This is a genomic window from candidate division WOR-3 bacterium (genome assembly GCA_039803545.1).
GTDB lineage: Bacteria > Hydrothermota > Hydrothermia > UBA1063 > UBA1063 > UBA1063.
On record JBDRYS010000001.1, the window covers coordinates 259,435 to 279,622 of the forward strand.

At 39.9% G+C, this 20,188-nt stretch carries 13 protein-coding genes and 2 tRNA genes; 6 read left to right on the forward strand and 9 right to left on the reverse strand.

Features of this window, described 5'->3' with window-relative positions; genetic code table 11:
- Nucleotides 1–22: 22 nt before the first annotated feature.
- The 3 genes from ABIM45_01190 to ABIM45_01200 all read right to left on the reverse strand — a co-directional run bounded on the left by ABIM45_01190 (nucleotide 23) and on the right by ABIM45_01200 (nucleotide 3,820).
- A complete protein-coding gene (locus ABIM45_01190) occupies nucleotides 23–538 on the reverse strand; it encodes a hypothetical protein (protein ID MEO0238530.1) in 516 nt (171 codons plus the stop codon).
- Nucleotides 539–758: 220 nt separating this feature from the next.
- Complete coding sequence (locus ABIM45_01195; protein MEO0238531.1) at nucleotides 759–2,270, reverse strand: T9SS type A sorting domain-containing protein; 1,512 nt, start codon at nucleotides 2,268–2,270, stop codon at nucleotides 759–761.
- A gap of 32 nt (nucleotides 2,271–2,302) precedes the next feature.
- Nucleotides 2,303–3,820 carry a T9SS type A sorting domain-containing protein gene (locus ABIM45_01200; protein MEO0238532.1) on the reverse strand — a complete coding sequence of 506 codons (1,518 nt, stop codon included), beginning with the start codon at nucleotides 3,818–3,820 and terminating at the stop codon, nucleotides 2,303–2,305.
- A gap of 916 nt (nucleotides 3,821–4,736) precedes the next feature.
- Here ABIM45_01200 and ABIM45_01205 point away from each other — a divergent pair.
- A tRNA-Cys gene (locus ABIM45_01205) sits at nucleotides 4,737–4,810 on the forward strand.
- A 2-nt stretch (nucleotides 4,811–4,812) separates the two neighbouring features.
- Nucleotides 4,813–4,896, forward strand: a tRNA-Leu gene (locus ABIM45_01210).
- 263 nt (nucleotides 4,897–5,159) lie between these two features.
- Here ABIM45_01210 and ABIM45_01215 read toward each other — a convergent pair.
- Genes ABIM45_01215 through ABIM45_01225 form a run of 3 tightly spaced genes read right to left on the reverse strand, consistent with a single transcriptional unit; the run spans nucleotide 5,160 to nucleotide 10,336 of the window.
- Nucleotides 5,160–6,365, reverse strand: a complete 1,206-nt coding sequence (locus tag ABIM45_01215; GenBank protein ID MEO0238533.1) for a pyridoxal phosphate-dependent aminotransferase — start codon at nucleotides 6,363–6,365, stop codon at nucleotides 5,160–5,162.
- A gap of 5 nt (nucleotides 6,366–6,370) precedes the next feature.
- Complete coding sequence (locus ABIM45_01220; protein ID MEO0238534.1) at nucleotides 6,371–7,498, reverse strand: hypothetical protein; 1,128 nt, start codon at nucleotides 7,496–7,498, stop codon at nucleotides 6,371–6,373.
- Between the two features lie 9 nt (nucleotides 7,499–7,507).
- The gene (locus ABIM45_01225) at nucleotides 7,508–10,336 is read right to left on the reverse strand and encodes a DUF2723 domain-containing protein (protein MEO0238535.1); all 2,829 of its coding nucleotides are present in this window, start codon (nucleotides 10,334–10,336) and stop codon (nucleotides 7,508–7,510) included.
- Between the two features lie 102 nt (nucleotides 10,337–10,438).
- On the opposite strand from ABIM45_01225, the gene ABIM45_01230 reads away from it, so the two are divergent.
- Genes ABIM45_01230 through ABIM45_01245 form a run of 4 tightly spaced genes read left to right on the forward strand, consistent with a single transcriptional unit; the run spans nucleotide 10,439 to nucleotide 17,268 of the window.
- A complete protein-coding gene (locus ABIM45_01230) occupies nucleotides 10,439–11,692 on the forward strand; it encodes a diguanylate cyclase (protein MEO0238536.1) in 1,254 nt (417 codons plus the stop codon).
- 38 nt (nucleotides 11,693–11,730) lie between these two features.
- A complete protein-coding gene (locus ABIM45_01235; GenBank protein ID MEO0238537.1) occupies nucleotides 11,731–12,936 on the forward strand; it encodes a Xaa-Pro peptidase family protein in 1,206 nt (401 codons plus the stop codon).
- A 15-nt stretch (nucleotides 12,937–12,951) separates the two neighbouring features.
- A complete protein-coding gene (locus ABIM45_01240) occupies nucleotides 12,952–14,739 on the forward strand; it encodes a phosphoenolpyruvate carboxykinase (ATP) (GenBank protein MEO0238538.1) in 1,788 nt (595 codons plus the stop codon).
- Nucleotides 14,740–17,268 carry a hypothetical protein gene (locus ABIM45_01245; GenBank protein MEO0238539.1) on the forward strand — a complete coding sequence of 843 codons (2,529 nt, stop codon included), beginning with the start codon at nucleotides 14,740–14,742 and terminating at the stop codon, nucleotides 17,266–17,268.
- Here ABIM45_01245 and amrA read toward each other — a convergent pair.
- The 3 genes from amrA to ABIM45_01260 are packed head-to-tail and all read right to left on the reverse strand — an operon-like array spanning nucleotide 17,260 to nucleotide 20,175.
- Nucleotides 17,260–17,823: an AmmeMemoRadiSam system protein A gene (gene amrA, locus ABIM45_01250; GenBank protein MEO0238540.1), complete on the reverse strand. Its 564-nt coding sequence runs from the start codon at nucleotides 17,821–17,823 to the stop codon at nucleotides 17,260–17,262. The two genes, ABIM45_01245 and amrA, sit on opposite strands and share 9 nt — an antisense overlap.
- A 1-nt stretch (nucleotide 17,824) precedes the next feature.
- Nucleotides 17,825–18,649, reverse strand: a complete 825-nt coding sequence (amrB, locus tag ABIM45_01255; protein MEO0238541.1) for an AmmeMemoRadiSam system protein B — start codon at nucleotides 18,647–18,649, stop codon at nucleotides 17,825–17,827.
- Nucleotides 18,646–20,175, reverse strand: coding sequence for a DegQ family serine endoprotease (locus tag ABIM45_01260; protein MEO0238542.1), 1,530 nt, complete (start codon nucleotides 20,173–20,175; stop codon nucleotides 18,646–18,648). Before ABIM45_01260 ends, amrB begins: the two co-directional genes overlap by 4 nt.
- Nucleotides 20,176–20,188: the final 13 nt, after the last annotated feature.

Genomic DNA, 20,188 nt, shown 5'->3' on the forward strand with positions numbered 1-20,188 from the left:
TCCTTTGGTGCGTTTAATAAATTTAATAATTCAGCTGCAAAATTAACTTTTCTTCTTCGGTCTGGATTTTAATTTCCTTTAATTTTCCACCAGTGTAAGAAAGAACTGCTGTGGCGCCGTTATACGAGATGCGGTATGGTAAAGATTTGATGGTTTCAACCTGGACGTATAAAGAGTCTTTGTAATTAAGTTTTAAAGAAGTTCCCAAAATCTCATACTTCAATCCAGCCTCGCTCCAGTTTTGATTAAGCATACTTTTTATAGGCAGTGTGTCTTCGTTTATTTTAATGATTGATGGGCTCAATGGATTTTGTAATATTACAATCCATTCATTCCCCTTTTTCGTCATTCTAAAATGGCCGCTCAGTGTAAGGTCAGCGGATTGATAGAGATAACTTCCCTTTACTTCTGAAGATGCAAGCGTTTCATAAAGTTTTTTTAGATTTTCCTGGAGTTTATTAACATCCAGTTCTTCTTTCAAAGTTTTTCTTGGCATACAGGCAGGAAGAAAGAGGATTAATATTAAGAGCTTTCTCATGGGTGAATTTTAAAGATGGAAGTTTGGAACAAAAAAGTTTCCAGCGTTGAAAGTGGAAAATTTTTGATACGCCACTTCGACATATAAAAAGGGAAGCGGTATCAAGATTCTCTTTGCATTACTGCGCGCAGAAAAGTTATTTTAGGTTGTAAAACCACAGGAAGTAAAAGTGGGGCGCCCCTCTCGGGGCGCCCCACTTTTGAGTTCTAAATTCGCCCTGCTATTTAGTAACGATGAATTTCTTTAATCCGCTTGTTTTACTGCCTTTTACGTTTATGAAATAGATTCCAGTCGGAAGTTCGCTGGTTTCAATAGTGTACTCTTTTATTCCTTTATTAATTTCGAAGTTCTTTACAATCCTGCCATCCGTAGACAAGATCATTCCATTTACGCTTTCTTCCAGCCCAGCGCCAAAGTGCAGTGTGATCGTTCCTTTTGAAATTGTATTAATTGTAAAGTTTAAATTTGGTGGCAGAAGATTATTTTCAAATACCCCAACCGCTGTCATATTATCTACACAAAAATATGTACTGTCGTAGAAGAAAAAGGGATAGCTAAAGTGCACGAAATCTCTCGCCCATACTACTGCTGGTATTGAGATGTCGTATCGATTTGCAATCCTTGGAAGATACGAGTTAACATCCCTAAGAATATAAGTGTAATAGGGATGTTCGTCTGAAACGAGAACTGGTGTTCCCCAGCTCATACCACCTCCTGAGCAACTGGCCTCTACGAAATAAAGTATATTGTTTCTCGTGAAAAGTGTGTTAAATCCTCTGAAGTATGGAGGAATCGACCATGGAATAACTACCGGCGTAGATTCTATTGAGTCAGCGTAATTAAAATTAAAGTCGTAGGTTACAACACTATTGCCATAGTCATTGCTGAAGATGTATTTGATGTCTCCATCCACCTCGTATAGGCATATCAAATATCCACCCGATGCAACACTTAGGGAAGGGTATTTTGAATCTATTGAAGGGTCGTTTTCCACATTTTTATAACCTGTATAATAGAACAGTCTGTCCGGTTTGTCATTAAATATCCACAGGAAATGGTCTTTCTTGTTTGTAGAGCGATCTAAATATTCAATGGTTGCATACACTTTAATAGTATCATTCCTGAGGGCTGCGTCTATTTCCCTGTAGGTATAATAAATAGAAGAATTTGGGTAACTCACACTATCGACGGTTTGAAAAGAGCCCCAATTGATGGACCTATATATTTTCAAGATGTCATAGGTTGAGTTTCTGGATGTATAAGCAACGTATAGTGTTAGAGTATCATTTTTAACAGCTTTTGAAAAAGATGCGGATACCACGCTGTCAGAAGATGCACCAATTTGAACCGCATTGACATAGGTTAGAGCTTGTAGGTCGAAAACAACCATCCAAAGTTCTCCATCTTCTGTCAACCAGAGTAAAAGCCCGTATGGCTCATAGTATTTGAGTTGTACGCTTCTTAAGTTGTGCCCAGGGTAACTAATGTCCGCAGAGTTGTTCCAAGTTTGGCCTGCATCGGTCGATTTATAGAGATTTACATAGGAATCGCTACCCTGATTGTATCCTACTGAGACAATCATATTTGTGTCATTCGGCCAAATTATATCGTAGGATACTGGGTATTGATTATTGCTTCTTCTCATGGTGTCGATGACTATGTCATTACCCCATGCGAAAAGAAGCACAGGTATGGCCATTCCCACCAACACATTCACTATTTTACTTTTCATGGCTCTCCTTTGCCCTTTTGGGGCTGTTTGTTTTACCATATTAAAAATTTTTCTACGCTTAAAAGCGAATTTTTGTCCTTAAGTGCAATAAAATATGCACCCTTTTTGAACCTTTTTATTTCTAAATCAAAGTTTTTAGACCCCGAAGGTACTGAAAAACTCTCGATAAGTTTTCCCTCTATGTTGTAAATTTCCCCTTTAAGTTCGCCTTTAGTAATGTTCTCGAGGTTCAAATGAATAAAGTCGCCATAAATGTTCAGGCTGAAAAGCTTTATATTTTGTTTTGGTTTCTCGCTGACCGGAACTTGTTCCATTTTATCGATTACAAAATAGGTACTGTCATAAAAAGGAGAACCATAGAATAAATGCCAGAAATCCTGGGGCCAGATTAAAACAGGGATATATTCATCCTTTAAAGTTGCAACCTCGGGGTTGTAGGAAATTGATTGGAAGTTGTACGGTGTTTTACAAACTGGTATTTCATTGGATACAAGTACAGGAGGTGAAAATTGAATTGAATTTCCATTTACTGTTGCCTCTACATAGTAAAGTTTACTGCCATAGGTTGCGCTGCCACGGGAATAGATTATGTGAAAACCAAGATTTCCATTGTTATTATAACCCTTTACAAAAGGTCCCCATTCCACGGAATCGGTTGAGTTGTAGGGAAAATTGTACATCCCCATATTCCCGAAATACTCATAAGCGACCACGTATTTTAGATCGTTGTCTGTTTGGAGGAGTGATAGTGCATATGGTCCTGAAACGCCGAGGGAAGTGTTAAGAGGGCTTGCATATTGTAATGGGTATCCCAATACGGTATTGATAATGTTTCCGGAAGGTTCTTCTCTAAGGATTCTAAAATTTAGTGATGCTTTGTTATTTGAGCGATCAAGGTTTTCGAGAGTTAGATAGAGCATAGTAGTGTCGTGGTTTAACGTGGCGTCTAGATCTTTAAGGAAAAGAAAATTTGTATTGTTGGTGAAAAGTTGTGTGAAAACCTGCTGGAAAGAAGAATAGTTTGAAGATTTGTATATCTTTAAAACGTCCGTGTTTGAATTTGTGTTCCTTGTGATGAGGACAATATAAAGATTCGTAGTATCGCCTTTTTTAATACATACAATTTTTGCATCTACTATGCTGTCTGACTCAGTCAAAGTGCCACCATAGTAAGAATTCAGATTGTTACGGTTATGAAGTGTCAAACCAAGTCTGTTTCCCTGTCCCTGCCAGAGCGCTACCAAATAAGGTGGGGATTCGAGAAGCTGTATTCCGTTGATTTTTGTTCCGATCCATTGGGCAGTTGCAACATGATTCCAGCAATTGCCTCTATCGTTAGAGTTGTAAAAATAGATATAGGCATTGGAATCCGAGTCGTTGAAACCAATTCCAACCAGCATGTCGGTGCTATCGCGCCACGTTATGTCATAACCTGCAGGATACTGGTTATTGCCACTTCTCATTGTTTCAACCACAATGTCGCTTCCCCACCCCCATAATAAAACAGGGGCTAATATGAGGACCGACTTGATGATTTTTCTACTGTGCATGGTTCCTCCATTGTTTAACATCCCACTGCGTAAGTGGAATGCAGGTTTCCTGAATATCGATCCTCAAACTACGGGGAGCGGTATTCGATTTTGTTTTTTAAAGAGCTTAATTTAAATCAAACATTGTTTGAACTAATTATATACTTAAAACTATTTGGTGTCAAATCGATTACAAATGGGGCTTGGCAAGGCTTACAACAAGAAAAGAAACTTCAGGTAAGCATCAGAACAAAAGTTGAAAATAGTTCAATTAACTTAATTTTGAGGAGGTATGCATATTTGACGAAACAAATTTCCTTGGATTACATTTTGGAGCGTCCATAATGACTAAGAAGCTGGCAATTGTAAAAGATTGAGAGGAGGCGTGGCGTGTTTGAACAATATAGCCGGGTAAAAAGTTGTATAAATTGCGGCACGGAAATTAACGCTAAAGCGGAAATCTGCCTATATGTGGTGTAGGCAACCTTTAGCGAGTCCCAATCAGGTAAGAACAGGCTGAAAGCTGCATTGCTTGCACTTTTTTGTGAGGCAGGTGCTCATAAAGTCTATCTTGGGCAAACTTAATGGGGTTTAGTATAATTACTTTTCTGTTGAACTCTAATACCTGCCATTATAGCGTTCGCAGAGTTTATAATACTACTTTCAATGGGTGATGGGAAGTTCCACGAAAATATGCATGATAAATGCCTTCCCTTCTGGGAAAAGGCAAGGATATAGGTGAATTTTTTTATATTGGCTTCCTATTTGTTCTCGGTGTGCAGGCTTAGTTTGAAAGTTTTGGTACAAAAGTTAGAAGAGTTCTCCCAAATTTTTGCCCCCACCTGCTTAAGCGATTAACATGTTTAGTCCCGAACTCTGGTTATCACGCTCTTTTGTATTGAATATTCGCGAATCATTAATTATAATTTTCTAACACGGCGACGTAGCCAAGCGGCCTAAGGCGGCGGTTTGCAAAACCGCTATTCCCCGGTTCAAATCCGGGCGTCGCCTTTGCCGGGGTGGCGGAAAGGCAGACGCAGGGGACTTAAAATCCCCTGGGACAAAATCCCGTGCGGGTTCAAGTCCCGCCCCCGGCACTTTAGAAAAATGCTACTTCAAAGAACGAGTAAAAATGTTTTTATATCAATCCTTATAGGCCTAATTTTTGGGAGTATAATAGGGAAAGTTTTATTTCACATTTTTCCAGAAAGCCCCGCCAGAAAGATAGTTTTTGAGGAAATTAGAATTGGGATTCCACAAATAAGCTTGAATCTTGGAATTTTGGGTTTTAGTTTTTCTTTTTACTTTGTGATTAGTATTTTTTCCGTAATTTTCGCTCTTTTTGTGATTTACTTGCTGATTAAGCTCTGAGTCCTCTCTCTTTTCTCAGCTTTTCAAGACCATCGGCGATACGGTTTGATGCCTCTATTAAATTCTCTAAGGAGTTTGCGAAGGAGATTCTAACATGGTTTTTGCCATTTTCACCGAAGGCATCACCGGGAAGTAGAGCTACTTTATAGTTTTCAAGTAAATATTTTGCAAACTCTGCAGAGTCTATGTTAACTTTGATTTCCGGGAAGAAATAAAAGGCACCCTTTGGTTTGGAAATGTGGATACCTTCTACGTCTTTTAAAATGCTATATATTTTGTCCCTTCTTTTCTGGAACTCATTGACCATTCTGGAGATGAATTCTTCTCCCTCTTTTAGGGCAACAATGCCAGCCCTTTGTATGAACTCTGGAACGCAGGAGAAGGAATTTTGAATGAGTTTGACAACAGCACCGACCAGTTCCTTTGGTAAAACCCCGTATCCCAATCTGAATCCCGTCATCGCATAGGTTTTCGAAAAGGCGTCAATAAGGATAATATTATGGTGGCTATCTGTGTAGTTTAAAATGCTGTTATGCTCCTCTCCATCAAAGTAAATTCTCGAGTAGACTTCGTCAGAGATGATGAGCAGGTTATTTTCGTCTGCGATCTTAACAATTTCTTTTAATTCTTCTGGAGTATGTATCATCCCCGTTGGGTTGGATGGCGTGTTTATAATTATGCAGGTAGTCTTTCTATCTATTTTTGTTCTTAAATCGTCGAAATCAATTGCAAAGTTTCTAGATTTATCCAATTTATAAGGAACGGGGATTGCTCCAATAAAGCTTATCAAGCTTTTATAGGAAAGATATCCCGGATCCGGATAGAGCACTTTTTCCCCTGGGTTGACTGCTGCAAGAAGCGCGAAGAGGATCATGGGCTTTGCGCCTGGGGTAATAACGATTTGCTCCGGTTCAACCTTTATTTTTCTAAAACTCCTCTCGTACTCAGCTATTGCCTTTCTGAGCTCAATTATTCCTTGCGCTGTAGTGTAGTGGGTTTCACCTCGGCGCAGAGATTCAATAAGGGCGTTAATGGAAGATTCGGGAGGATTAAAATCAGGTTCTCCTATTTCCAGGTGTATGACTTTTTCACCCTGCTTCTCAAGTTCTTTCGCTTTTCCAAGGACCGCAAAAGAGGCCGATTCCTCAATCCTTTCAATAATTTTTGCCTGAACGAGTTTATTATCCTTTATCATTTCCTTTATTCCTCAATTATCTCAACGTTAGCTCTTGGGACGATGACCCTTTCACCATTATCAAATTCTAATTCCAGCACCCTTACCTTTGCCTCGGTTTCAATAATCTGAAGCTCTGGTGGTAGGGCAGTTACCTTTCCAATTCTACCGAAGTAAGGTTCTCTAATTACCCTGACAATTGTACCTATGGCTAATCCCTGACTGAGCTCTTCCTCGCTCTCTTCAGAAACTACCTGTCCTTCCGGAATTGCTACAATCACTTCTGGCCTTATGACTCCAGCTCTGATTTGGGTTGCACCATTCATTGAGGCTTTTTTCCCGTTCAGCTCAAGGAAAAGTTCGAAGGTTCTCTTTGCCATTGGAAGCTTTCCAAATCCTTCTGTAATCATCAACGTTATTCCCTTTTGTTCATTACCTGTTATTGCCACTCCAATGTCATATCCGAGAAAATCTTTTAAATTCTTATCATCTATTGCCCCAACTACGACACCCTTTACTCCGCATTTTACAGCTTCTCTAAGTGCTTCGGAGGTAACGTAACTACCACCTATAAGAATTTTTCCTTTCATTTCGGGTGTTATCTTTTCCTTTGTTAATTCTTCGTCAGGAGATTTTGCAACAACCAGGATTTCCCCAATAGTTTCTCCCCCGATTCCGAAAATTCCCTGTATGAAACTTGCTGTAGTCTCTACAACCACTCCTTCATTAGGAATTACCTCTACCACCGTTCCATCGATATAAGCGTTTACAGTTATCGGGATGGGAGGTTCTCTGAGAATTACCTGTCCTGTGATATTGGAAATGCTCTCTATGTATCCATCTACTGGTGAAGTAACGGTATTTTTGAAGAGCCCGAAAAAGCTCTTAGATTCAGCAATTGGTTCTCCCTTTTTAACAGGGTCATTTACCTTTTTAATCATTACACTGTTTATTTCCTGGGGTGGGATTGAGAGAAGACCTGCGACATTTATAGGCTGAACATTTCCAGGTAGCTCGGTCTTAGCAACCACTGTTTCCGCTGATACCTTATCGCCCACCTTTACAACTACTTCACCCGGCAAAGGTAATCTTCTCTCTTTTCTCAGAACTGTTTTTCTTGTAACTTTCAAACCAGGCGTATAAGCATGAGCCATATTTACCTCCTAAAAAATCTTTTGTTTCATTTCAAGTGCCCATTTATTTGTTGAGTCTACCTTTAACAAATTATCTAATGCTTTCTGGGCCTTGTCTTTTTGCCCCTTCTTTAAATAAAGTTCCACCAGTTCCATATAAGACTCTGTATCCTGTGGGTTAAGTTGCACTGCCACTTCGAAGTTTTGTATCGCTTCGTCGATATTTCCTGATGCTTTCAAAACCTTGCCTTTCAGACTGTAGAATGGTGCGTATTGAACCTTTTCATTGATTTCGTCAATCGCCTCGATAGCTTTTTGATAATCACCAATCATATACGAGAGGTTTGCAATTTTATAGTATATGTAAGGAAGTTCTCTGGTTATTGCATATTCGTCTAATTTGATCTGCTTGAGGAAGGCCCTTGCAAAATCCCATTCGTCCCTTGCCTCTTTATACATTCCCTTATATTCATAGTAGAGTGCTGTTCTAAAGGTAACACTGGCATAATTTCTTATCATCCTTTCCTGGTTATCGTCCTTGTAAACTTTCGGGTTGAAGACGCCCCTGTACCTGTAAGTCTCCGTAGGTGGAATCTTCTCACCGTATTTTTCTATGTATTCATTATAAGGAAGGCCGTCCCTAAGAAGGTAAATGGTTCTTTCAATATCGATACCTTCTTTGATTTCAGGCGGAGTTTCCTGTTTTGTTTTCATAACCCTCATTGCCATACCTTCGAGCCTTAGGTATTGGTTCCAACCATCATAGTGTTCTGGCGATACAGTCATGGAGAAAAAGATGGGCATTTTGAAGGTGTCAGCCTTTTCAATTACTTCTTTTGCAAATTCTTCGGCTGAAGCCAAGTAAATTCTCGGGATTTTAAAATCAACATTGGGAAAGTCGTATCCCTGGAACACCTTTGAGGGGTTATAAGTCACATAATCTGTTGTTTTATAACCTGCTGATGTTGCAATTATATCTCTTATCATAAGGTCCACGAGATACATTATTTTTCCATCTAAGGTAACGAAAACGGGAGGCAGCTTTTTAATAACATCATCAGAAAAGCTTATCGGTGCCCCCTGATGCTTTATTTGGTATATGTGCCAGTTGGTATTTAAAAGGCTCATGTTTGCGATGATAACATTAGTTCCTATTCCCAGTACCGTCTGGTCTGCCCAAAGTGGGAAGGTATCGTTATCGCCATTAGTAAATAGGACGCATTTTTCCTTAGAGCCTGGTGAAATTAGCAAGTTGTATGCATAATCTTCTGCAAGATAATTCCCAGAACGATCAAGGATTGGGTAGAAAACGTAAATTTGACCAAAGACGGCTCCTGCAGTTACTAAGATCCCAAATAAAGCTGGCACAAGGACTTTCTTTTTAAGATTCTCGTATATAAGTCTTAAGATTTCGAACAATCCGAAACCTGCGTAAAGGGCGAAAAATATGTAAGCCCCAGAGTAGAAGTAGTCCCTGTCACGGACTTCTGTAGGATTCAAAGGATTTACTGGCTGAGAAGGGGAATCCTTCAGATTAAGGTACCAAAGAAAACCAAAGCTTAAAATGAGGAAGGTAAATCCAACCAGTGCCAAGGTTTTTCTATCCTTAGAGATGTGGGAAATTATTCCAAAGATTCCTAACACCGTGATGGGAATCAAAAGATGTAGATACTGCCAGCTGAAGTAGACCCAATAGTTCCTAATCTGATCAAAGAACGGGATTTTCCTTGGTAACATGTTCATTGGACCGTATTGCTTTCTTGTAAGGACATCCATAAAGGCTTTGAAAGTCGATGGGTCTGCTTCGTTGATATATGGATTGTGAATTGCTCGTAATACCATTGTTATTTCAAGTAGGAAGCCGAGGAACATAAAGAGAACGGCAAGGCCTTTCCAGTCCTGATAAAGCTTTGCTTCATAGTATAACAAGGCAGTTATCAGGAGTGCCCCACCAATTATAAGGTAGGGGTTTTTGGCAAATAGGCCCACAAGGTAAATCAAAGCAAGAATGATCCATATTATTTCATAAGGGATGTCAGATCCTTTAAATTTTTTGAAAACTTCGGAGGTTAGATAATACAGCATCAAGATAATTCCTAATATTAATACAGCAATACCAAGGGTTCCAGGTTCGTAAGCTATTTGAAGTGATGCGAGTAGAAAGAATGTAATCCCAAGAAGTCCTAAGGTATTTTTATCCCAGTACAGTTCCCTTTTTGCGATAAAAGTGAAGAGAAGCAATGCCGGGAAAAAGGCAAAAGAGGTTAAATGGAATCCAATTCCAAGGGTCAAAAGATATCCTGAAAAAATAAGATATCTCGTTGATGCAGGGTCATCCTTTTCTTTATACCATTTCAATGCAAGCCAGGTCAGCATTACTATGATAAAATTCGCAGGTGTATAGGTTTCGGCTTCAATTGAGTTTTCCCAGTTTACTTTAGCTAATACAGCCATTAAGCCCGCAAATATTCCTGCAATGTGAGCAAAAATAGGAGGTGTCTCTTTGAATAGCATTCTAACGAGGTCGTACAGTATTAGGTAAACGAAGCTGGCTGTTAGGGCACCTGTAGTCATTGCGATTAGCGTTATTTTTAATACCGTGTTTACCGGATAACTTCCCGGATGAAAGAGCTTGTATAGTGTATCGAGGGGGAGTGGAAGGATGGTCATAAACCTTCCTAATAAAACGTAAAGTGGTGTACCCGGCGGGTGTGGAACTCCAAATATTACCGAACAAGCAAGGAATTCACCAACATCCCAGAATACTATCGTGGGAGCTGTGGTGAGAAAGAATATGAACCAGGCAAACAGTCCTACAATAGCAAACACAAGCCACTTTACTTTATCTTCTTTTAGCATTACGATCCTCCGCGTTGCTTAAATTATAGATTTAATCGCTTATCCAGTCAATTTTTAAAACAAAAATTTGATAAAACAAAAATGGCTTGTTATAATTTAATCATGTTTGAAAGGGAATTGTATAAAACTGCTTTTGGTACCAACCCCCTTCCCATGGTCCTCACGGACTTTAATGGGAATATTCTCGATGCTTCGGTTGGTTTCGCATTGCTTTTTGACGTTCATAGGGATGACCTCATCGGTTTGAATTTGAAAGAGATAATCCAAATTGAAATTGTTGAAGACCTTGCAATTGAAACGAGTATAAAAGGGGAGTTTTATAAAGTTTTCTCCCAGAAATACGAAGTTGAGGGAATCACGTTTTTTGTTTTTTCCTTTTATAAAGTGGAGCAACTCAGACAGAGTCCCAGTAGCTCCCTTCTTGTTAATTTAAGGGATTTACTTAAAGTCTCTCTCGAGGTTTCAACCTTTCCTGAGTTTATCGCACATACGTTACCTATGCTTTGCGAAATCTTTGGCGCTTCTAACGCAATGCTTTTGAAGAGAAGCAAGACGGAACTTTCGAGATTTTTTATAGTTTTCGGAACGGATGAATCTTTCAAACAGCTTAGGGATAGAGTTCAGGTTAAAGTTGAGGATGAAACTTATCTAAGCGTCGGAATGCCAATTATTGCAAATGGGGAATACAAATGGGAAAGCCTTAAAGAACTAATTATTGAAGCGGGATATGTCTCTGGGTGGGCTATTCCCTTTGGTTTTGAAGAGGATTTTGTCGATTCTTTATGCGTTTTATTCTTTGATAAATTTAGAGAACCAGAACCAGAAGAGCACAATCTTCTCGTTTTCCTCTCTTACTATTATTCCCTCGTTTATCAAAAGGCCGAGTTTAAAAAGCAATACGAGGCATTATCTTACAAAGACCTAATTAGTCAGACTTACAGCGAAGTGCTGATTAGAGAGATTCTGGATGTGCAATGTGAACAGGCAAAACGGTATGGAATAACCTTCTCGGTTTTAATGATTCGGGTTGAGAATTATGAAAAACTTGTCAGTATTTATGGGAATTATCAAGTAGAATCTACAATGTCAAATATTGCTAAGGCGTTGAAAGAGAATTTAAGAAGAGCAGATATTGTTGGAAGACTGTCTAAAAACTCTTTTATTGTGATTCTGCCCTTTACAAATTCTACTGGGACCGATGTGGTTTATCAGAGGGTTTTGAACATCCTGAGGTCTGGGATGTTCCCACCTTGTAAAAATGTTAAGTTCTCTGCGAGTATCACAAACTACATGGAAGGTGACAACCAAAAAGTAATAATTGAGAGATTACAGGATTTATTGAGGCCTGTTCTCTGATTTTTGTTTATTCAAAAGCTTAGATTTAATATTATCGCATGAATCCTGAAAGAATTGATCTTTTAATGGAGAAGTATGGTGTTGATTGGGTAGTTGTTGAGGGAAGCGGATCCGCTACTTCCCTCTTCTATCTTACAAGGGGTGCGCATATCGGTTCGGGCATCTTCCTTAAGGAAAGAGGTAAATCTCCTATTCTTATTCACATTGATATGGAGCGCGATAATGTGAAGCATCTTGCTGACTTTAGTCTCGTTTCTTTCTCCTCCTTGAATCTTAGAGACTTAAACCAAATTAAGGATCCAGTGGAACGGGGTTTTGCCTATTATAAGAGGATCTTCGAGAGATTTGGGGTAAGGGGAAAAGTCTATTTCCAGGGCGAAAGGTTCAATAACGTCTCACTGGAAGTTTTTAAGAGAATTTCTTCAGAGCTAAGTGGCATTCAGTTTCCACCAATTAAGGAAGACATCATTTATATTGCAAGGCGGCAGAAGACAGAAGAGGAAATAGAAAGGTTGATGTCTGTTGCCACAAGAACCCAAGAAGCTTTTCTGGTTTTGATTGACTACTTGAAAAAGTTAGACCGTTCCAGTGGATACCTTGAGGATAATGGTAGGCCTGTTACAATTGGTGCAGCAAGGGTTTTTCTTAGAAATGAATTAATAAAAAGAGGGCTGATTGACTCTTCTGGCATGATTATAGCCCAGGGTAGAGATGGTGGAGTTCCCCATAATCACGGTAATGATGAAGAGCCCATTAAAGTTGGCACTCCCATCGTATTTGATATTTACCCGAGAGAGTATGGGGGCGGCTTTTATTTCGATATGACAAGAACCTATTCCTTTGGGGAACCATCTGAGGATGTAATCGATGCCTTTGAGCAGGTTAGATATATTCAGGAAGAGGCTGTGAAACAAGCGGTAGAGGGTAAGGCTTGTAAGGAGTTAGAAGAACTTGTCGTAAACTATTTTGAGTCAAAGGGCCATGAGACGCTGAGGAAAAATCCTCAGGCTCAGGAGGGATATGTTCATAGCCTTGGTCACGGTGTAGGTCTTGATGTACATGAACTCCCCGTTATAAATTTAAACTCTGAACACACCCTTGAAAAGGGTGATGTTTTTACCATTGAACCAGGGTTGTATTATCCTTCTAAGGGGTTTGGAATTAGAATTGAGGACACCCTATACATTGATAAAGAGGGAAGGACCGTTAATTTGACCTTCGTACCAAAGGACCTTGTCTTATAAAAAAAGGAGACAGAGATGTCAATTAGAGAGATTGTTGCAAAAAAGGATAAACCCTTTAACGTAAAATATCATGTCAATCCTTCACAGCAGGAGTTGAGGGAGCTGGCATTGAAGCACATACCCACCTGTCTTGTGTCTGCTTACGGCAATATCAACAGGATAACTCTGCGTAAAGCCAGAATGGAAAAGTTTACTTACATTATAGCGGATGGAAGCAGAGCTTCGGAGTTTTCTTCTGCCGTTATGAGCCCGGAGAGGGCTGAGAAGTACATAAACCTTCAGAAAGAGTTTATCGAAAGGAAAGGTGAACTAATAGAAATTCAGGGATATTATGGTATTGGGGAAACCGCAGTTCCCATACAGGCTTTTTACACCCTTGAAGCAGCGAATGTTGCTGGGATGCAACAAGTAATGATGTTTTCTCGGGAGGAAGTCGAGGGGCCCGAGTGGTATAAAAAGGAATTTAAACCTGTATTTAAAGTTGTTTACACGCCCGGACTTGAACTTGATGACCTTCCGGGTAAAATGGCAATCTTAGTTGACCTTGAAAATTACGTGACCTATGTGATCAATTCAGACTACTTCGGTGAAAGCAAAAAAGGTATTTTAAGGATGTTAAATCACTACTTCTATTTGAAGGGCGGACTTGTCCTTCATGCTGGAGCGAAGTCTGTAAGAATTGACGGGAAAGATTATGCTGTTGCAATACTTGGACTCTCCGGAACCGGCAAGACTACCACCACTTTTGCTAAGCATGGGGAACATTCCATGCCCATCCAGGATGATATGATCACTCTCTGGCCCGATGGTTCTTATACAGTGACGGAGAACGGCTGTTTTGCAAAGACCTTTGGGCTTACAGAGAAAACAGAACCGGTCATTTATAAGGGTACTATTGACCCTTCTGCCTGGGTTGAAAATGTTTATATGAATGAGGATGGAACTTACGATTTTTCAAAGGAGGCACTTACACCACAAGAGGTAAAAAGGTACAGAGAGATATTTATTTTAACGGGAAGTGATCCAGCCCATGTTGATGCCTATATAAATGGAGAGGTGAAGTTTGAGGAAGTGGTTGATGAATACGGAATCCCAAAGGACGGATGGGATTTTGTTGTATGGACGCAAAATGGACGTTCCATCATTCCTCTGAAAGCCATTGAGAATGTAGCCGATTTGAATAATCTTCCGCCTTTAAAGTATGTTGGCATCCTTAATCGTGACGAGGGCAAGGATGCCGCGACTCCAGGTATCGTTCTATTCCCAAATCCTGAGATTGCTTCTGGTTATTTTATGCTCGGAGAAACTTCGAAGACTTCTGCAGCTGGTAAAGAACGAGGAAAGACGAGATCTCCATTTACTCAGCCCTTTTTCCCACTTAATCACAAACTACAGGCTGAGAGATTTCGTGAGCTTATGGCCAAAAACCCTGGGCTTATTACTTGGATGATGAATACCGGCTATGTGGGAGGAGATCAGCTGGATGAGAAAAAGGGAATAGCTCTTAAAGTAAAGATATCCCATTCTACCGCTATGCTGGAGGCACTCTTTAGAAACGAAATTAAATGGATGGAGGATCCCGATTTTGGCTACTGGATTGTAGATGTTAATGCCCCGGAAAATCAAAAACTCCTGGAAAAGGTGCCTGCTGAAATTCTTTATCCCAGGATACTTTACGAAAAGCAGGGCAGATTGAACGAATACAATGAATGGGTAATTAGAATCAAAAAGGAAAGAGAACAATTCCTTTTAAAATACGGCGTTGATGAGAAAATAATAAAAGCGGTGCTGAATGTGAAGTAAGTGATTTTTCTTTTGTTTTTTCTTGTTGCTGACACATTAATCTTCACAAACCCGCGGGTTGTTGAGGAGAGTACAGTTAATTTTGTTACCGAGGAAGCGCATGTAGATACAGTCTCGCAGGTTTTCAATTTTGAAGGTTCAAAGGGCGTATTTGTTGTCTTTCAGGGTTTAAATTTAGACCTTTCGCAATCTCTTGATTTGAAGTTACAGGGTAAACTTACAGAATCTATGACCCTAAGCGCCCGCCTTAAGGATAATTTTACCTATTATGGGAATGACTATTATAGCAAATCCCTTGGAGATCTTGATGAAATTTATTTGAGTGTTAGGGATCGGAGAGGTCTTTCGTTGGACCTTGGGAAGTTTTTCTATGAAGGCAGAAAACTCCTTGGCTTTGAAGCTGATTATAAGAATTATGAAGCAGTTTACGGCAGCACAGAACAAACAAGGAAGAAAAAGGTTATTGAGTACAGGGATTTTTATGACGGGCCTTATTTTGTGGATTATGGTTATTTGATAGTACCGGGTTCGGTTCGAGTTTTCTTGAACGGTTTTACTCTGGATAAGGCAAATTATTCCTTTGATTACTCCACTGGTTCCCTTTATTTCAAGGGATTGAGGATCTTGCCAGGTGATGTTATTTATGTAGAATATAGCACCTATTCGTATGCTCCCTCCCTTTTTTCAGGTGTAAGGGGAAGGTCAGGCCATTTTATTTTCGAACTAAAAAGGCTCAATTCCGTGGAGGGATTTTATTCTGGTTTTCCTGCAGAAATTTTGGATTACCTAAGGATGAAGGGGGATTCCTGTGCATCAGAGCCCTATCGTGGAGGTATCAGAACGGGAAAGGGGGATTATATTTTACAGGATTCTATTTATGTTTTTGTAGGGCAGGGTAGGGGTGATTATCAGGTCTATTTTAAATTTAAAGGCCAAGGCCAGGGTAGCTATGTCTTTGATAATTTAATCGGAGGATATAAGTTCGTAGGCAAAGGTAACGGGCTTTACGAACCCGAGATTGATCTTTATCCCCCTACCGATTTTCTGCTTGGAAAGTTTAGTTATGATGGACTATTTAGGTTTTCAGGAAGGGTAAGTTATAGGGACCTTAATACTTTAAGCCCTAAAGATGATGGTGATAATCTCGGCTACGATTTTGAATTAGGTCGGGATTTTCATACAAAGGCTTTTGATTTTCAATTCAACTGGCGTAATCAAAGTTCCAACTTTTCTACCATAGACGGGGAAATAGACCCTCTGTGGGGCACAGAGGATAAGGGCTTTTCCCACCAGATTAACCTATTTTTCGATTCTAAAAGGGTAGGGACTTCTTTAAAAAGTTCTGTAAGGGCTACGGAAGAAAAGGTTTCTTACCTTGTTTCTCTTGTAAATCAAGTGGGTCCCTTTCATGCTCAAGGAATTTTGAGTAAAACTGATACTCTGGGTTTTAAAATGCTTGCAGGTTTTGACTTTAAAAAGTTGCCATCTCTTAATCTTCTAATCTCTAAGGGCAGCAGCGCTAAGGCTTTTTTATATGACTCTTTACATGGTTTTGAATACCTTATCGGTGTTAATTTCGCGTTGGCTAAAAAAGTTTCTTTGTTTTCTAAGGCCGGTTTTAATTATAATTCCGATGAGAACCATTTATCTGCCGAGTTCCTTTATCTTCCGGAGTATCAGAAAACTTTGTTGTACAGCCTCGGCGGCACATCTAAGCTTGTAGGTGGCCTGTCAGTTAATGGATCTTTTTCTTTTGTGCCCGTCTTTCTGCCTCTTCAGGAGGAGAGATATTACCCCTCTCCAATGGGAATGTTTAACTATGACGAAAGGACAGGGATTTTCGTTCCTGATATTAACGGAGGATACGAGAGGGAGTTGGTAGTCCTTGGAGTTATGGATACGACGCTTCAGAAGTCTTATTCCTTTGGAGTTGATTTTGATTACACTTTTGTTGGATCCGCGCGGTTTGAAAGAACCTATTCCGAGTTTACTGATTACACGCTCATTTCAGTAGATTTGAGAAAAAATCAGCTGGAATTCAATTGGCAAAGATCGGTTAGAAACCTTTCCAATGTTTTAAATGGGCATAAGACAGAAAATAGTGAGATTGGTCTCAAATTTCCCCTATTAAAGCCGATTTTTTTGAACTTGAAGTATAGAGATTGCTTTGAGACGCCGGTTAACTATTCCATTTGGAGCGGATACCTTACCTTTACGTTTACTTTTATGTCGTTGACTTCTGGGCTGGATTACACCTATTTTGAGTCCGTCAACTTTCCCGGTCTACATCTTGAAGGTAGCGTGTTTAAAGCCTCAGAAAAATTCAGGGTTGTAGGCTCGTTTTACTTGAATTTTCCTTTAAATTCTCCGAGTGCTCTTCCTACGGTACTTCCAACTGCGAAGAGGTATGGAATCAATCTATCCATAAAAAGGCCCTTCGGGAGTGGAGAGTTTTTTATTGATGGATTTTATTCTAAAAGCTTGACAGCAACAAGCAAGGTTAAGGCTGGATATAATTTTCTATTTTAAGTCCTTTTCACTGAAAATTAAGGCTTCAAAAATGTAGATTTCTGTTTTTTCGTCCTTCCAGCATCCTGGATAAAGTCCTGCTTTTAAGCAGGTATGGTCCAGAAAGGTAATTCTATCCCAGTTTTCTTCAACGGCAACTTGAGGAAGTAGCAGGCCCTGGTAGAATCCTCTTTTGATTAAAATTCCGTGCCTACCCACTTCTATTTTGTTTATGTCGTCGATTTTTTGAAGCGGTGTTAAAACGGAGATTTCAATCTCAATGTCTTTTAATTCTTCTTTTCTTACAGGGTAAAACCGTGGATCATGGAAAGCGGATTCCTTTGCCAGGTCTACAATGGCTTTCCATAAAGGTTTGATGCCCGTGATGTAACCTATGCATCCTCTGAGTTCACCATGTTTTTTAAGGGTGACGAAGGCACCGACTTCCTTAAGTAGGTTCGGAGTCGGGTTTTCTAAGACAGGGTCTTTTTGACCATTAAGTTTGTTTTCTATTGACTTCCTTGCTAATTCCAGTAATACCTTTTTTTCTTCTTTAGTTAGGGTAAGGGTCTCCATTTCACACCCCCATCGCTATCCCTGCATATCCTACAACGTATCCTCCCTTAATTCCTGTAATATCTGCGGAATTTGTGTAGTGGATAAGCTGTGCCTTAGGCGTCTCAAAGGTCTCCTTTATAGCATAAAGCAATATAGCAATGCCTGTTTCACCGCAGGCCATAATAGACCCTTTTTGGGAGGCATCTATGAAACTTTCTGGATTTAATTCCAGTATTTTTGCAATTGTGTTTTTATCAGTTTCTACGCATTCTCTGTATGAGTATCCATGGTAAAGGTCCGAGCTCGCTACAATTAAAACTTCCTTGGAACCAAGTAGCAGCTTTGATAGGGTCTTGCCAGCCTCTCTGATTTCATCACGTTCCATTTCGCCAACAAGAAGAGGCAAGATCTTTGAGCCCGGTGATAAGTATTGTATAAAGGGAATCTGAACTTCTATGGAGTGTTCCCGAAGATGATTTTCAGGAGCCGCGATAAATATATCATTGTTTAGGATTTTCCCTGCACTTTCTGAGTCTATGATCGCTTCTCCCAGTGGGCTTATCCATTTTCCTTCGGGATAGACCGCAATTCCTCTAAAATAGACGTAATGAGATGGCCCGAGGATAACCACCGTTTTATAATAGTTTTTATCGAAGATATTCCTGTAGGTGCTATATGCTGTTAGTCCTGAATATACATAACCCGCATGTGGTGCAACAGCGCCATAGACGTCGAATTTAATTGGAGTAGAAATTTTTCTCTTTTCAAACTCTCTAAAGAATACCTCTAATTCTTCCTTTGTGTCTGGATAGAAGGTACCTGCGTGTTTTGGGTATCTTATCATCGGATTGTCACGGCAATATAAATGGGCATTCCATTTCTCAGAATCTTAAATCTGAGAGGTCCTGATGCGTTTTTGTAGGTCTTTGAAGCCTTAACGAAATCGCTGATGTCTTTAATTTCATAGTTCCCGATTTTTTGTATCAGGTCGCCCCTTATAATACCTGCAAAGTCAGCAACGGAACCGGGTTCAACCTCTTTTACGACCACACCTTTTTCATTGCCTGAATATAAATTGTATTGTCTTGCGAGTTCAGTGCTTATTACCGTCATTCCAAGCCAGTTTGCTTCAGGACCTTTTTCCTCCTCAGATCCCGTAGTATCTTCTTGCTCCTCCTTAGGATTTTGTTCGGGATATTCTCCCACCTTAACTTTCAGAGTTTTCCTTTCACCGTTTTCGCTAACTACCTCTAAGGTAACCACTTCTCCCGGTTGGGTATGGGCAACCATAAGCCTGAAATTTTCAACGTTGGTGACCTCTTTACCATTAAACTTAAGAATTACATCCCCCTCTTTAAGTCCTGCTTTTTCTGCCGGGCTATCTTTTATTACTCTTGCTACAAGAACACCATAAACTTTATCCAGGTTGTAGGTTTTAGCTAAATCGGCAGTCATTTCTTGGGGGTAGATTCCAATGTATCCCCTTGTTACCTTACCTTTTTTCAATATTTGTTCTACAACGAATTTTGCTGTGTTGATCGGTATTGCAAAGCCTACACCTGCATAGGCACCCGATGGAGAGGTGATTGCGGTATTTATGCCAATTACCTCACCGCGGATGTTCAACAACGGTCCACCAGAATTTCCTGGGTTAATGGCAGCGTCAGTTTGAATAAAGTTTTCGTAAATAGGGCCTTCAGGGAGTGGAATACCTGAACGCCCTTTTGCACTGATTACGCCAACTGTTAATGTGCCTTCAAGACCAAAGGGATTTCCAACGGCTATTGCCCAGTCTCCGACCCTTATTTTGTCAGAATCACCGAATTTTAGAACCGGAAGGTCTTTCTTTGTCTTGATTGATAGCACTGCAAGATCTGTACTGTTATCGGTTCCGACAACCTTTACGTTGTCTCCTGTTATTGTTGTTCCGTCGTTCAGCTTTACTATTATCTTATCGGCGTTTTTGATTACGTGATTATTGGTTAGAATGTAATATTTGTCACCGTCTCTCTGGAAGATAAAGCCTGAACCGAGACTCGTGGATTTATATTCCCTTGGGATAGATGGAATGGGAATGTCAAAATATTTTCGGAATTGTTCAAAAAAAGGATCATTATCGTCGAAGAAGGGATTTCTTGTGAATTTTACTACCCTCTCTGTTGAGATGTTAACGACGGCTGGAGTTGCAATTTCGGCAACTTGTACGAAAGGACTTTCTAAGGTACCAGAATCGCCTTCAACGAAATATGGCTTTGAGTCTTTTCCCTCTAAATTGGCAAGCCTTAACTGTGCTGTTATAATGAAACCGCTAATGGTGCCTGCGAGGAATATAATTGCTATAAGAAGCACTAATTTTAGCTTTTTGGCCATAGCGTACCTCCTT

What these genes read in the sequence shown, in the direction of transcription:
- ABIM45_01190 (MEO0238530.1), bottom strand. Translation starts at nt 538, where the DNA reads ATGAGAAAGCTCTTAATATTAATCCTCTTTCTTCCTGCCTGTATGCCA.
- ABIM45_01195 (MEO0238531.1), bottom strand. Translation starts at nt 2,270, where the DNA reads ATGAAAAGTAAAATAGTGAATGTGTTGGTGGGAATGGCCATACCTGTG.
- ABIM45_01200 (MEO0238532.1), bottom strand. Translation starts at nt 3,820, where the DNA reads ATGCACAGTAGAAAAATCATCAAGTCGGTCCTCATATTAGCCCCTGTT.
- ABIM45_01215 (MEO0238533.1), bottom strand. Translation starts at nt 6,365, where the DNA reads ATGATAAAGGATAATAAACTCGTTCAGGCAAAAATTATTGAAAGGATT.
- ABIM45_01220 (MEO0238534.1), bottom strand. Translation starts at nt 7,498, where the DNA reads ATGGCTCATGCTTATACGCCTGGTTTGAAAGTTACAAGAAAAACAGTT.
- ABIM45_01225 (MEO0238535.1), bottom strand. Translation starts at nt 10,336, where the DNA reads ATGCTAAAAGAAGATAAAGTAAAGTGGCTTGTGTTTGCTATTGTAGGA.
- ABIM45_01230 (MEO0238536.1), top strand. Translation starts at nt 10,439, where the DNA reads ATGTTTGAAAGGGAATTGTATAAAACTGCTTTTGGTACCAACCCCCTT.
- ABIM45_01235 (MEO0238537.1), top strand. Translation starts at nt 11,731, where the DNA reads ATGAATCCTGAAAGAATTGATCTTTTAATGGAGAAGTATGGTGTTGAT.
- ABIM45_01240 (MEO0238538.1), top strand. Translation starts at nt 12,952, where the DNA reads ATGTCAATTAGAGAGATTGTTGCAAAAAAGGATAAACCCTTTAACGTA.
- amrA (MEO0238540.1), bottom strand. Translation starts at nt 17,823, where the DNA reads ATGGAGACCCTTACCCTAACTAAAGAAGAAAAAAAGGTATTACTGGAA.
- amrB (MEO0238541.1), bottom strand. Translation starts at nt 18,649, where the DNA reads ATGATAAGATACCCAAAACACGCAGGTACCTTCTATCCAGACACAAAG.
- ABIM45_01260 (MEO0238542.1), bottom strand. Translation starts at nt 20,175, where the DNA reads ATGGCCAAAAAGCTAAAATTAGTGCTTCTTATAGCAATTATATTCCTC.